The sequence below is a fragment of the Variovorax sp. GW821-FHT09B05 genome (assembly GCF_059418265.1).
In genome coordinates this window covers 495,547-507,834 of record NZ_JBWKPN010000003.1, presented here as the reverse complement: position 1 = coordinate 507,834, position 12,288 = coordinate 495,547, and the positions used below count along the sequence as shown (strand labels likewise).

Below are 12,288 nucleotides of genomic sequence, written 5' to 3'. Positions count from 1 at the left end.
ACGCCCGCGCTCAGGCCGCGGCGGGAAAGCGCCGCTCCAGCCAGCGCTCGAGCGCATCGAACACCGGCTGCGCCTCGAGTTCGTTGAAGAGCTCGTGATAGAGCGTCTCGAAGCCATGCGCCTCGACCTGCCCGCTGGCCGCGGCGGCCTGCGCAAAGGCCCGGCTGGCGGCCGGCTTCACGAGCCGGTCGTCGCCCGCGTACAGCAGTAGCGTGGGCACCGGCCATCGCGGCGCCGCGCGCAGCACGGTCTCGCCTTCGTAGGCCAGGAAGCGCGCGAGCCGGCTGCCGATGCGGTCGTGGGTCAGCGGATCGTCGCGGTAGGCCTGGACCACGGCGCGGTCGTGCGAGAGGAAGTCGTCGTCGAGCCCGTTGCCCACGCGCAGGTTGGGGGCGATGCGCGGCAGCACCGCGAGCAGCAGCTTCTGGAAGCCGCTCAGGCCCGGATCGAGCCCCGGCGACGAGAGCACCAGCCCATCGACCGGCCGCACGCCGCGCGCCACCAGGCTCGCCGCGACCAGCCCGCCCAGGCTGTGGCCCAGCAGCACCAGCGGCAGGCCCGGGTTGGCGGTGCGCGCATCGTCGACCACGAGCGCGAGGTCGTCGACCAGCCGCAGCTCGCTCGGCAGGCCTCCGCGTGCGCCGCTCGAGGCGCCATGGCCATGGTGGTCATGGGCCCAGACGGCGAAGCCCCAGCCGTGCAGCCGCTCGGCCAGCGCGTGGTAGCGCCCGGCATGCTCGCCGAGGCCGTGCACCAGCACGACCACGGCGCGCGCCGGGCCCGGCGCGGGCAGGCGGCGCAGCACCAGCGTTTCGCCGCTGGGCGCGGCGAGCGACACGCGCTGCGGCTCGGGCAACGCGGCCCGCGGGCTCACGCGGCCGCCGGTGCTTCCTGCGCGGCGCGGTGCGCGGCCGGCAGCGCCGCGATCACCTCGGCCACGGCGGCCGTGAGCTTCTTGGCGTAGGGCACGTGCAGGAACTCGTTCGGGCCGTGGGCATTGCTCTTCGGGCCGAGCACGCCGCAGACCATCATCTGCGCGGTCGGGAAGCCGGCGCTCAGCATGTTCATCAGCGGGATCGTGCCGCCCTGGCCGATGTAGCCGCAGGAGGCGCCGAAGTGCGCGCGCGAGGCCTTGTTGAGCGCGTCCTCGAACCACGGCGTGATGGTGGGCGCGTTCCAGCCGGTGGCGCCGCCGTTGCTTTCGAAGGTGACGCGGGCCTGGTAGGGCGCGTTGTCCTCGAGCAGGGCCTTGAGGCTGCCGACCGCCTCGGCCGCATCGACCAGCGGCGGCAGCCGCAGCGACAGCTTGAAGGCGGTGTAGGGGCGCAGCACGTTGCCCGCGTCCTTCAGCGCCGGGAAGCCCTCGGCGCCGGTCACCGACAGCGTGGGCTTCCAGGTGCGGTTGAGCAGCGCCTCGACCGGGTCGGTGGTGGTCGGCAGTGCGAACATGGTGGAGCCGCCGCAGTCGTAGTGCGCCCACGGGAAGCGCTTGTAGACCTCCTCGCCGAGGATCGCGGCCGTGGCCTTGGCCTGCGCCAGCCGGTCGGGCGGCACCTCGCAATGGAAGCTCGCGGGCAGCAGGCGGCCAGTGGCGCTGTCCTCGAGGCGGTCGAGCACCTGGCGCATGATGCGGAAGCTCGAGGGAACGAGCCCCGAGGCATCGCCCGAGTGGATGCCCTCGGTCAGCACCTCGACCTTGAGCGTGCCGCTGGCCATGCCGCGCAGCGAGGTGGTGAGCCACAGCTGGTCGTAGTTGCCGGCGCCCGAGTCGAGGCAGATCACCAGCTCGACCTCGCCCAGGCGCGGACGCAGCGCGTCGACGTAGGGCAGCAGGTCGTAGGAGCCGCTCTCCTCGCAGGTCTCGATCAGGCCGACGATGCGCGGATGGGCCGTGCCCTGGCGCTTGATGGCCTGCAGCGCCGCGATGCTGGCATAGACCGCGTAGCCGTCGTCGGCGCCGCCGCGGCCGTAGAGCAGGCCGTTCTCGTACTTGGGCGTCCAGGGGCCGAGGTCGTTGCGCCAGCCGGTGAACTCGGGCTGCTTGTCGAGGTGGCCGTACATCAGCACGGTCTCGCGCATGTCGGTGCCGGTGGCGGGCACCTCGAAGAACAGCACCGGCGTGCGGCCCTCGAGGCGCACGATCTCCAGTTTCAGGCCCTCGACCTTCTGCGCCTCGACCCAGGCGGCGGCATTGCGCAGCACGGTCTCGAGGTGGCCGTGGGCCGACCAGTCCTTGTCGAAGCCCGGCGACTTGGCCGGAATGGCGATGTAGTCGGTGAGCTGGCGCACGATGTCGCCGTCCCACTGGGCGGTGACGTCGGACAGGGCCCGCTCGGCGTCGAGCAGGCCGGCGGGAATTTCGCGGTGCAGGGGAGCGTTCATCGGGGTTCTCCGCGGTGGGGTGGCGAGACAAAAGCCGCATTTTGCGCCCATGGCCGCGGGCGCGTAGAGTGCGGTCGATCAACCTGGAGGGCGACGTGAGCAAGGCATCGACGACTCGGATCAAGGTGGGCATCGGCGGCTGGACCTACGAGCCCTGGCGCGACAACTTCTACCCCAAGGGGCTCGCGCACGCGAAGGAACTGAACTACGCGAGCCGCCACGTCAGCGCGATCGAGATCAACGGCACCTACTACAGCACCTTCAAGCCCGACAACTTCCGCAAGTGGCGCGACGACACGCCCGAGGGCTTCGTGTTCTCGATGAAGGCCTCGCGCTTCGCGACCAACCGCAAGCTGCTTTCCACCGCGGGCGAATCGATCCGGCGCTTCATCGACAGCGGCGTGACCGAGCTCGGCCCCAAGCTCGGGCCGATCGTCTGGCAGTTCATGCCGACCAAGCAGTTCGATGCCGAGGACTTCGAGGCCTTCCTCGAGCTGCTGCCGAAGAAGGAGGGCAGCACGCCGCTGCGCCACGTGATGGACGTGCGCCACGAGAGCTTCATCGTGCCGGCCTACAAGGCGCTCGCGAAGAAGCACAAGGTGTCGACCGTCTTCACCGACGCCGACAAGTTTCCGTCCTTCGAGGAGCCCGAGGGCGAGTTCGCCTATGCGCGGCTCATGATGGCCGACGCGAAACAGAAGACCGGCTATGCGGCGAAGGCGCTCGACGACTGGGCCGAACGCGCGCAGGGCTGGGCCGGAACGAGCGCGAAGCCGCGCGAGGTGTTCGTCTACTTCATCAACGGGGCGAAGGAGCGCGCACCAGCGGCGGCGGCGGAATTGCTCAAGCGCCTGGGCTGGGAAGCGCCGGCACCGGCGGAAGAACCGGCAGCGGCACCGAAGGCGCCCAAAACGCCGAAGCCGCCGGCTGCCGCGAAGAAGGCGGCGGGCACGGCGGCCAAAAAAAAGAAGACCGGGGCGGCTTCGAAGAAAGCCTGACCCGGCCCGCGCGGCGATCGGAAACGGCCGATCAGGCCGCGGCTTGCACCGCGGGCTTCGCGCCGAAGCTGATTTCGCCCGAGATCTGGCCGCCTTCCTCGATCACGATCTTGCCGTAGCGAATCTTGCCCGTGACCTTGCCGGTCGAATGGATCACGAGCTTCTCGCGCACCGTGAGGTTGCCGTCGAACACGCCGCGGATCTCGGCGATGTCGATCTCGGCCGAGCCCTTGAACTCGCCCTGTTCGGCGATCTGCATCAGGCGCGAGTCCATCGTGGCCTCGACCAGGCCTTCGACCACGAGCGTGTCGCAGTCGGTGATCTCGACGCCCTTGAGCTTGATGTTGGGGCCGACGGTGAGCTTGCTGCCGCCTTCCTTCACGGCGGGTGCGGCGGCGGCGGCATTGAGGCCGGCCTGGGCGGTCAACGAGGAGGGATTGACGGGGGAGCCCGAGAGGTTGGTGCCCGAGCCCACGAGCGGCGCGGGCCTGGAGGTCAATGCATCGTTTTCGCGTTCGCGCTTGCCGAAGAAAGGGGAGGAAGAAGTGGCCAAAAGAGAGCTCCTCATGAAAAGGACTATCGTAAGAATGCGCTGGAGGCCTCCTGCACTTCATTGCGCAAGAGGCGTAACCGAATAAATCGGTCGCGCGCCATCATCGCCCGATTCGCTGGCGGTGCCAACCACAAAGGACGATGTCCTTTCACGGGTGCGCGAAGCGCGGGAAGTTCCCGCAGTTCGCGCCGTATGCGACGGACTCCGACCCGAACGATGCACGTGCGCATCGACAATGCGCCGCAGCCCACCAGCGACCCGCCACCATGACGACCTTCCTCTCGAGAGACACCATCGCTTCCCTCACGGCCGAGGCCGCAGCCGGCGACGCGCGCTTCGGCAAGCCCGCGCACGGCTGGCGCCGCTCGCTGTTCTCGGTGATCTTCGAATCCGAATCGCGCGCGGGCCGGCTGTTCGACCTGGTGCTGATCGCCGTGATCGTGACCAGCGTGGCGGTGGTGATCCTCGACAGCGTGCAGCCGATCCACCAGCGCTGGGGCTCGACCTTCAGCGTGCTCGAATGGTTCTTCACCGCGCTCTTCACGCTCGAGTACCTGGGCCGCCTGGCCTGCGTGAAGCGGCCGCTGCGCTATGCGCTGAGCTTCTACGGCGTGATCGACCTGCTGGCGCTGCTGCCGACCTTCCTGGCCATCCTCACGCCCGAGCTCGCCTACCTGATCGACGTGCGCATCCTGCGGCTTTTGCGCGTGTTCCGCATCTTCAAGCTCTCGCGCTATTCGGCCGAATACCGCGCGCTGGTTTCGGCGGTGGCGGCCAGCCGCCGCAAGATCACCGTGTTCGTCGGCTTCGTGATGCTGGTGGTGCTGGTGATGGGCACGCTGATGTACGTGGTCGAGGGCCCGCAGCACGGCTTCACCAGCATCCCGGTGGCGGTGTACTGGGCGATCTCGACCATGGCCACCGTGGGCTTCGGCGACCTGGTGCCCAAGACCGACCTGGGCCGCGCGATCGCCTCGGTGATGATGCTGCTGGGCTGGGGCGTGCTCGCGGTGCCCACCGGCATCGTGACGGCCGAGATGGCGCGACGGCCCTTCGACGACGAGGGCGGCGCGGCGGCCTTGCCGCTGGCGGCGCGCGGCGTGCTCGCGATGACGGCGCTGGCGCCCGACGCGGCCGATGCGCCGGCCGTGCCGCGCAAGCGGATCACGCCCGCGGCCAGGCGACGCGCCCTTGGGCAGCATCGTCGAGGCGCGCGATGAAGGCCTCGGCCGCGGTCTCGGGCAGCGCGAAGACGAAGGCCACCGTGCTGGCGTGCGCCACCGATTCGAGCACCGCGCCGGCCGCGGCCAGCTCGCGCCGCACCAGGCCCTCGAGCGCATAGGGCACTTCGCAGCGCAGCGTGCGCAGGCGCACCAGCGGCACCAGCCGCGCGCCGGTCAGCGCCTGCGCGATGCTGTCGGTGTAGGCGCGCACCAGCCCGCCCGCGCCGAGCTTCACGCCGCCGAAGTAGCGCACCACGGTCGCGAGCGCGCCTTCGATCTGCTGGTGGCGCAGCACCTCGAGCATCGGCCGGCCCGCGGTGCCGCCCGGCTCGCCATCGTCGTTGGCGGCCGACTGGCCGCCGGCCATCAGCGCCCAGCACACGTGGGCCGCGCCCGGGTGTTCGGCGCGCAGCGCGGCGACGACGGCCAGCGCCGCCTCGCGGTCGGGCACGGACTGCACGCAGCCGATGAAGCGGCTCTTCTTGATCAGCAGTTCGCTGTGGACCGGCTGGGCGAGCGTGAACGCCATGGGCGGCGGGGCGCCTTCAGCCCCCGTGCTCGAACTTGAACACCGCGGTGCTGGCGCGCGCGTTGGGCAGCCAGCGCACGTCGCGGCCGTCCTGCAGGCCGAAGGCATCGAGCACGCGCAGGTTGTTCTTGCGCGCGAGCACCTCGAAGTCCTTGAAGGTGCCCACGCGGATGTTGGGCGTGTCGTACCACTGGTAGGGCAGCCGCCGCGTGACCGGCATGCGGCCGCGCGCCACGCTGATGCGGTTGGGCCAGTGCGCGAAGTTGGGGAAGGCCACGATGCCGAAGCGGCCCACGCGCGCGGTCTCGCGCAGCATCACCTCGGCATTGCGCAGGTGCTGCAGGGTGTCGATCTGCAGCACCACGTCGAAGGTGGCGTCGTCGAACATCGCCAGGCCTTCGTCGAGGTTGAGCTGGATCACGTCGACGCCGCGGCGGATGCACTGCAGCACGTTGCCGTCGGCGATCTCGACGCCGTAGCCGGTGCAGCCGCGCTCGCGCTGCAGCAGCGCGAGCAGGGCGCCGTCGCCGCAGCCGAGGTCGAGCACGCGCGAGCCCTCGGGCACGAGCGCGGCGATGTGGCGCTGGATGTCGTTGTCGCTCACGATGCGATCTCCTGGGCCACGCGCTCGAAGTAGGACCGCACCACGCCCATGTAGCGCACGTCGTCGAGCAGGAAGGCGTCGTGGCCGTGCGGGGCGTCGATCTCGGCGTAGCTCACGTTGCGGCGGTTGTCGAGCAGCGCCTTCACCAGCTCGCGGCTGCGCGCGGGGGAGAAGCGCCAGTCGGTCTTGAAGCTCACGAGCAGGAACTTGGCGCTGGCGCGTGCGAATGCGGCCGTGAGGTTGCCGCCGTGCTCGCGCGCGGGGTCGAAGTAGTCGAGCGCGCGCGTGATGAGCAGGTAGGTGTTGGCGTCGAAGTACTCGCTGAACTTGTCGCCCTGGTAGCGCAGGTAGCTCTCGATCTGGAACTCGATCTCCTGCGTGGAGTAGCGGTAGGCCGCGTCGTCGCGGGCCGCCTCGCCCTCGACCGCGTTGCGCAGCAGGCGCCCGAACTTCGCGTTCATGACGTCGTCGCTGAGGTAGGTGATGTGGCCGATCATGCGGGCGATGCGCAGGCCGCGCTTGGGGATCACGCCGTGCTCGTAGAAGTGGCCGCCGTGGAAGTCGGGGTCGGTCACGATGGCGCGGCGCGCCACCTCGTTGAAGGCGATGTTCTCGGCCGTGAGGTTGGGCGCGCTGGCGACCACCACCGCGTGGCGCACGCGCTCGGGGTACTGCAGCGTCCACGACAGCGCCTGCATGCCGCCGAGGCTGCCGCCCATCACCGCCGCGAGCGTGCGGATGCCGAGCGCGTCGAGCAGCGCGGCCTGGGCGTCGACCCAGTCCTCGACCGTGACCACCGGGAAGTCGGCACCGTAGACGCGGCCGGTCGCGGGGTTGACGTGCATCGGCCCGGTGGAGCCGAAGCAGGAGCCGAGGTTGTTGACGCCGATGACGAAGAAGCGGTCGGTGTCCAGCGGCTTGCCGGGCCCGACCATGTTGTCCCACCAGCCCGCGGAGCGGGCCTGGCCCTCGTAGACGCCCGCGACGTGGTGCGAGGCGTTGAGGGCGTGGCACACGAGCACCGCATTGCTGCGCTCGGCATTGAGCGTGCCGTAGGTTTCGTAGGCGAGCGTGTAGCTGCCGATGGTCGCGCCGCTGCGCAGGGCCAGCGGGCCCGCGAACTGCATCGACTGGGGAGTGACGACCAACGAGGACATGAAATGAAAAACCCGGCCTCGCCAAAAACGAGCCGGGTCACGGCATCCGTCTTTAGCTGTATTTATCAAGCGCCCGCAAGCTGGAGCAAATCGGCGCGAGCGGCAGTATATCGCCGCGGGCCCGGGACGGCAGGCCCCGGGCTTTGGACGGCGGCGCTACCAGCCGATCAGCGCGACCACGCCCAGCACCAGGAAGATGACGGCCGAGATCGAGTGCACGAGCTTGATCGGCACGCGCTTGACGATGCGGTCGCCGAGCCAGACCACCGGCGCGTTGGCCAGCATCATCCCGAAGGTGGTGCCGACCACGACCCAGAAATAGGCCTCGGTGAAGCGCGCCGCGAGCATCACGGTGGCGATCTGCGTCTTGTCGCCCATCTCGGCGAGGAAGAAGGCGACCACCGTGGTGCCGAAGACGCCGAAGTGCGAGGAGCGCGGGGCATCGTCGTCGTCGAGCTTGTCGGGGATCAGCATCCAGATCGCCATCGCGATGAAGGAGCCGCCGAGGATCCAGCGCAGGATGTCGGGGCCGAGCCAGTGGGTGATCCAGTTGCCGACCGCGCCCGCGAGCGCGTGGTTGATGACGGTGGCGGCGAAGATGCCCGCCACGATCGGCCAGGGTTTTCTGAAACGGGCTGCCAGCAGGAGGGCGAGCAACTGGGTCTTGTCGCCCATTTCGGCGAGCGCGACGACGCCGGTCGCGACGAGAAAAGCTTCCATGAAAAAACGGTTCCTTGGCCGAAGGGACGCAATTGACCGTGCAACACCTTCGGCCAAATTTCCCGAAGTTGCACGGTCAATGGTCTCGCCAGGTGTTGTTCTTCACTGCCCGCGCCATGTCCTGTGTGGGGCAGGACAAGTCTGTTGACGCGGGCCCTTCTCGTAGACGGAAGGCGGCTACTCCCCAATGACGGGCGAATTCTAACCCTTAAGTGTCATAGGCCCAGTTCGGGGCCTGGTTAGTAAGCGTGCGCTAACTCCAAGAGCCAAAATCTGTGCTACCGCAAGAAGCAAATTCCTGCTTGCATTTCTTGTATTTCACCCATAATGCACGAGCCTCCCTTTTCATTTCGGGTTGGAGGCACTGGGTGATCGGACAGTTTCGCGCGACTCGGCGGCTCTCGTTTGAGTGATGCTAATCGGGACTCCATCGCTTTTCTTGATGTGTTTATAGGAGTCCCTTGATGGGCAACAAACTGTACGTCGGCAACCTGCCTTACTCGGTGCGCGACGGTGATCTGGAGCAGGCATTCGGTCAGTTCGGTGCTGTGACCAGCGCCAAGGTCATGATGGAACGCGATACCGGCCGCTCGAAGGGCTTCGGCTTCGTCGAGATGGGCAGTGAAGCGGAAGCACAGGCCGCCATCAACGGCATGAACGGCCAACCCCTGGGCGGCCGCAGCGTGGTCGTCAACGAAGCCCGTCCGATGGAAGCACGTCCCCCGCGCAGCGGTGGTGGTGGCGGCGGCTACGGCGGCGGCGGTGGTGGTTATGGCGGCGGTGGTGGCGGTGGCTACGGCGGCGGCGGTGGTGGCGGCTACGGTGGTGGTGGTGGCGGCGGTCGCAGCGGCGGCGGTGGTGGCTACGGCGGCGGTGGCCGCAGTGGCGGCGGCGGCGGTGGTGGCGATGGCGGTTTCCGCAGCCCCTACGGCGCCGGCCCGCGTGGCGGCGGCGGCGGTGGTCGCGGCGGCTACGGTGGCGGCGGCAACAGCGGCTACTGATCGCTTTCCAAAAAAGACAAAAGGCTCCTTCGGGAGCCTTTTTCGTTGCCGCGGCCGGTACGGCCTCGGGTTCAGCCTTCGCCGCGCCGCTTCTTCCGCCCGCGTCCTTGCACCGCGCGGTCGAGCAGCGCGTTGGGCAGCATGCGCATGATCTTGGCGATCACGCCCATCTGCCAGGGAATCACGCGATAGCTGGCGCCGCTCTCGATCGCGCCCAGCGCCCGGTCGGCGAAGGCCTCGGGCTTCATCAGGAACGGCATGCCGTAGCGGTTGCCCTGCGTGAGCGGGGTGTCGATGTAGCCGGGCAGCAGGGTCACGACCTTGACGCCGCTGCCGTGCAGCTCGCCGCGCAGGCTCTCGCAGTAAGCGACCACGCCGGCCTTGCTCGCGCAGTAGGCGCCGTGCCCCGGCAGTCCGCGGATGGCCGCGACGCTCGCGATGCCGACCAGCCGCCCGCTGCCGCGCCGCACCATCGCGCGCACGAAGGGATGGAAGGTGGCGGCCAGCCCGACGTTGTTGGTGGCAAAGGTCTGCGTCAGCACGTCGAGGTCCTCGCGCTCCGCCGTGTCGATGCCCACGCTGATGCCGGCATTGGCGATCACCACGTCGGGCACGCCCTGGCGCTCGATGCAGGCGGCGCCGGCGGCCACGATGCTGTCGGTGCGCGCGACGTCGGCGCTGTAGATCAGGTAGCGGCCGCGGTCGAGTCCGCGCGCGTTGGCCCAGGCTTCGATCTCGCCGGTGCGACGCGCGACCAGCGCCAGCCGGTAGCCGGCGTCGTAGAAGCGCGCGGCGAGCGCCTGGCCGATGCCGCTGGAGGCGCCGGTGATGAAGACGAGGGGCGACGGCGCGGTGGTCATGGCGCGGCGCTCAGCGCTTGCCCGCGGCACCGGCCGCCTTGGCCGAGGGCACCATCGTGCCGCGCACGCGGCCGTTGAGGTTGGCGATGCCGGTCAGGTTGTCGTAGTCCATCGTGTCGGCGGTGAACTGGTCGGTGCCGCGGATCAGCGTGACGGGCTTGTTCGACTGCACGCGCTCGGTGTCGAGGAAGGCATGCAGGAAATCGCCGCGGAACTCCAGGCGCGGCGAGGTCTTGCCGTTGGCGCCGACGGCCGCGTCGCGGATGACGACCGCGTTGCCGAACAGCTGGATCTCGCTGCCGTCGGAGTTCGACAGCCCGCGGTTGGCGGTGGCGTGGGTGGTGAAGCCCTGCGGCGACACCGAGCGCATGCGCACCTCGTCGACCTCGATGGTGTCGGTGTCGGGGTAGTGCCGGCCTTCCTTGCCGAACAGCTCGCTGCGCAGGTCGCCGCTGGGCAGGAAGTTCTTGATGACGAAGCCGCGCATGAAGTAGTCGGGCTCGTGGGTGGGCGCGACCTTGGCGGTCGGCTCGAGCAGCTTGGGCGCATTGCGCACCAGCCAGTAGGTGCCGAGCGCGACGGCGGCCGTCAGGATGATCGGCAGGTAGATGGTGACGCGATCGAGGACGTCGCGCAGGAGGTTCCAGGCCTGCTTCATAGGGCGGTGTTCCGTGCGACGTCGAGCAGGCGCCGGTACTGTCCGCTGGCCGTGACCAGCAGATCGCAGAATTCGCGCGCCGCGCCTTCGCCGCCGCGCGCGCGGGTCACGTAGCGCACGGCGTCGCGCACCTCGACGTGGGCATTGGCCGGCGCCGCCGCGAAGCCCACGCGCCCCAGCACCGGCAGGTCGGGCCAGTCGTCGCCGATGGCCGCGGCCTGCGGCCAGCCGAAGCCCAGCGACTGCAGCATGGCCTCGGCGGCCGGCAGCTTGTCCTCGGTGCCGTAGCGCACGTGCTCGATGCCGAGCGCCTCGAGCCGCACGCGCAGCGGCTTGGAATCGCGCCCGGTGATCACTGCGGGCAGGATGCCCGCCTTGCGCAGCAGCTTCAGGCCGTAGCCGTCGAGGATGCTGAAGCGCTTGAGGGTCTCGCCGTGCTCGGTGAAGTAGACGCCGCCATCGGTCAGCACGCCATCGATGTCGAAGAAGGCGATGCGGATGTCCTGCGCGGCGAGCAATGTCTCTGGCTGGAATTCGAAGGGCATCAGATGACCTTCGCGCGCATCAGGTCGTTGATGCTGAGGGCGCCGATCAGCAGGCCCTCGGCGTCGACCACCAGCACGCTGGTGATGCGATGCTGTTCCATCAGCTCGGCCGCCTCGACGCCCAGCGCGTCGGCGCGCAAGGTGCGCGGACCGCGGTGCATGACGTCGGCCGCGGTAAGGCCGCGCAGGTCCCCGCCGGTCTCGACCCTGCGGCGCAGGTCGCCGTCGGTGAAGATGCCGATGGCGCGGCCCTCGGCATCGACCACCGCGGTGGCACCCAGGCCCTTGGAACTCATCTCGCGCATCAGCTCGCTGAAGCTGGCGCCCGGCGCCACGCGCGGCACGTCGGCGCCGGTGCGCATGAGGTCGCTCACATGCGTGAGCAGCTTGCGCCCCAGCGCCCCGCCCGGATGCGAACGCGCGAAATCCTCCGAGCCGAAGCCGCGCGCATCGAGCAGCGCCACGGCCAGCGCGTCGCCCATCGCCATCTGGGCGGTGGTGCTCGCGGTGGGGGCGAGGTTCAACGGGCAGGCTTCCTTGGCGACGCCGGCGTCGAGCACGATGTCGGCGTGCCGGGCGAGCGTGGAATCGGCGCGGCCCGTGATCGCGATCAGCGGCACGCCCTGGCGCTTGACCACGGGCAGGATCACCGTGAGCTCCTCGACCTCGCCGCTGTTGGAGATGGCGAGCACGAGGTCGACCGCCTTGATCATGCCGAGGTCGCCGTGGCTGGCCTCGGCCGGGTGCACGAACATCGCCGGCGTGCCGGTCGATGCCAGGGTGGCGGCGATCTTGCGGCCGACGTGGCCGCTCTTGCCCATGCCCATCACGACCACGCGGCCGCGCACCTCGAGGATCTTGCGCACGGCATCAACGAAGCTGTCGCCCACGCGCGCCTTGAGGCCGAGCACGGCTTCGGCTTCGATGTCGAAGGTGGCGCGTGCCCGCGCGAGCATCGCGGCGGGATCGACCACGGGGGGCGTGGGGGAGCTGGAGGGCATCGGCGGATTTTACGGGCCGCGCCCCGCCGCCCCGCGGTTCCCGGCGAGCCCCTACGC

14 protein-coding genes and 1 riboswitch are annotated in these 12,288 nt (G+C 69.5%); of the genes, 3 read left to right on the top strand and 11 right to left on the bottom strand.

The genetic code is table 11. The features are described from left to right. Positions 1 to 10: 10 nt before the first annotated feature. Both AC07RM_RS10790 and AC07RM_RS10785 read right to left on the bottom strand, forming a co-directional pair. On the bottom strand, positions 11 to 874 hold the full coding sequence (locus tag AC07RM_RS10790; protein WP_495334438.1) for an alpha/beta hydrolase: 864 nt from the start codon (positions 872 to 874) through the stop codon (positions 11 to 13). Beyond that, positions 871 to 2,382 carry a M20 family metallopeptidase gene (locus AC07RM_RS10785; RefSeq protein ID WP_093343569.1) on the bottom strand — a complete coding sequence of 504 codons (1,512 nt, stop codon included), beginning with the start codon at positions 2,380 to 2,382 and terminating at the stop codon, positions 871 to 873. The genes AC07RM_RS10790 and AC07RM_RS10785 overlap by 4 nt, the downstream gene beginning before the upstream one ends. Positions 2,383 to 2,477: 95 nt before the next feature. On the opposite strand from AC07RM_RS10785, the gene AC07RM_RS10780 reads away from it, so the two are divergent. Further along, the gene (locus AC07RM_RS10780; protein ID WP_495334437.1) at positions 2,478 to 3,380 is read left to right on the top strand and encodes a DUF72 domain-containing protein; all 903 of its coding nucleotides are present in this window, start codon (positions 2,478 to 2,480) and stop codon (positions 3,378 to 3,380) included. A gap of 31 nt (positions 3,381 to 3,411) precedes the next feature. Here the strand turns inward: AC07RM_RS10780 and AC07RM_RS10775 are convergent, their stop codons facing one another. Further along, positions 3,412 to 3,933, bottom strand: a complete 522-nt coding sequence (locus AC07RM_RS10775; protein ID WP_256222563.1) for a bactofilin family protein — start codon at positions 3,931 to 3,933, stop codon at positions 3,412 to 3,414. A 266-nt stretch (positions 3,934 to 4,199) separates the two neighbouring features. Between AC07RM_RS10775 and AC07RM_RS10770 the strand changes: the two genes are divergently transcribed. After that, a complete protein-coding gene (locus AC07RM_RS10770) occupies positions 4,200 to 5,153 on the top strand; it encodes an ion transporter (protein WP_495334436.1) in 954 nt (317 codons plus the stop codon). Here the strand turns inward: AC07RM_RS10770 and AC07RM_RS10765 are convergent. The 4 genes from AC07RM_RS10765 to AC07RM_RS10750 form a co-directional block, all read right to left on the bottom strand. Beyond that, on the bottom strand, positions 5,098 to 5,685 hold the full coding sequence (locus AC07RM_RS10765; protein ID WP_296775609.1) for an IMPACT family protein: 588 nt from the start codon (positions 5,683 to 5,685) through the stop codon (positions 5,098 to 5,100). The two genes, AC07RM_RS10770 and AC07RM_RS10765, sit on opposite strands and share 56 nt — an antisense overlap. A 16-nt stretch (positions 5,686 to 5,701) precedes the next feature. Beyond that, positions 5,702 to 6,289 (bottom strand): methionine biosynthesis protein MetW, encoded by a 588-nt coding sequence (gene metW, locus AC07RM_RS10760; RefSeq protein ID WP_057597361.1) that lies wholly within the window; start codon positions 6,287 to 6,289, stop codon positions 5,702 to 5,704. After that, positions 6,286 to 7,446 (bottom strand): homoserine O-succinyltransferase MetX, encoded by a 1,161-nt coding sequence (gene metX, locus AC07RM_RS10755; protein ID WP_208508942.1) that lies wholly within the window; start codon positions 7,444 to 7,446, stop codon positions 6,286 to 6,288. The genes metW and metX overlap by 4 nt, the downstream gene beginning before the upstream one ends. 156 nt (positions 7,447 to 7,602) lie before the next feature. Beyond that, positions 7,603 to 8,166: a TMEM165/GDT1 family protein gene (locus AC07RM_RS10750; RefSeq protein ID WP_057597363.1), complete on the bottom strand. Its 564-nt coding sequence runs from the start codon at positions 8,164 to 8,166 to the stop codon at positions 7,603 to 7,605. Between the two features lie 90 nt (positions 8,167 to 8,256). Beyond that, positions 8,257 to 8,364: riboswitch (yybP-ykoY riboswitch) on the bottom strand. A gap of 266 nt (positions 8,365 to 8,630) precedes the next feature. Between AC07RM_RS10750 and rbp the strand changes: the two genes are divergently transcribed. After that, positions 8,631 to 9,167, top strand: a complete 537-nt coding sequence (gene rbp, locus AC07RM_RS10745; RefSeq protein ID WP_495334435.1) for an RNA-binding regulator — start codon at positions 8,631 to 8,633, stop codon at positions 9,165 to 9,167. Positions 9,168 to 9,238: 71 nt separating this feature from the next. Here rbp and AC07RM_RS10740 read toward each other — a convergent pair whose 3' ends face one another. From AC07RM_RS10740 to AC07RM_RS10725, 4 genes are read right to left on the bottom strand one after another with little or no spacing between them, the layout of a single operon-like run. Then, the gene (locus AC07RM_RS10740) at positions 9,239 to 10,027 is read right to left on the bottom strand and encodes an SDR family oxidoreductase (protein WP_495334434.1); all 789 of its coding nucleotides are present in this window, start codon (positions 10,025 to 10,027) and stop codon (positions 9,239 to 9,241) included. Positions 10,028 to 10,037: 10 nt separating this feature from the next. Then, complete coding sequence (lptC, locus tag AC07RM_RS10735; RefSeq protein WP_093343580.1) at positions 10,038 to 10,685, bottom strand: LPS export ABC transporter periplasmic protein LptC; 648 nt, start codon at positions 10,683 to 10,685, stop codon at positions 10,038 to 10,040. Next, entirely contained in the window at positions 10,682 to 11,230 is a 549-nt protein-coding gene (locus AC07RM_RS10730; RefSeq protein WP_093343582.1) for a KdsC family phosphatase, read from the bottom strand. The genes lptC and AC07RM_RS10730 overlap by 4 nt, the downstream gene beginning before the upstream one ends. Continuing rightward, a complete protein-coding gene (locus tag AC07RM_RS10725) occupies positions 11,230 to 12,231 on the bottom strand; it encodes a KpsF/GutQ family sugar-phosphate isomerase (protein WP_261212095.1) in 1,002 nt (333 codons plus the stop codon). The genes AC07RM_RS10730 and AC07RM_RS10725 overlap by 1 nt, the downstream gene beginning before the upstream one ends. Positions 12,232 to 12,288: the final 57 nt, after the last annotated feature.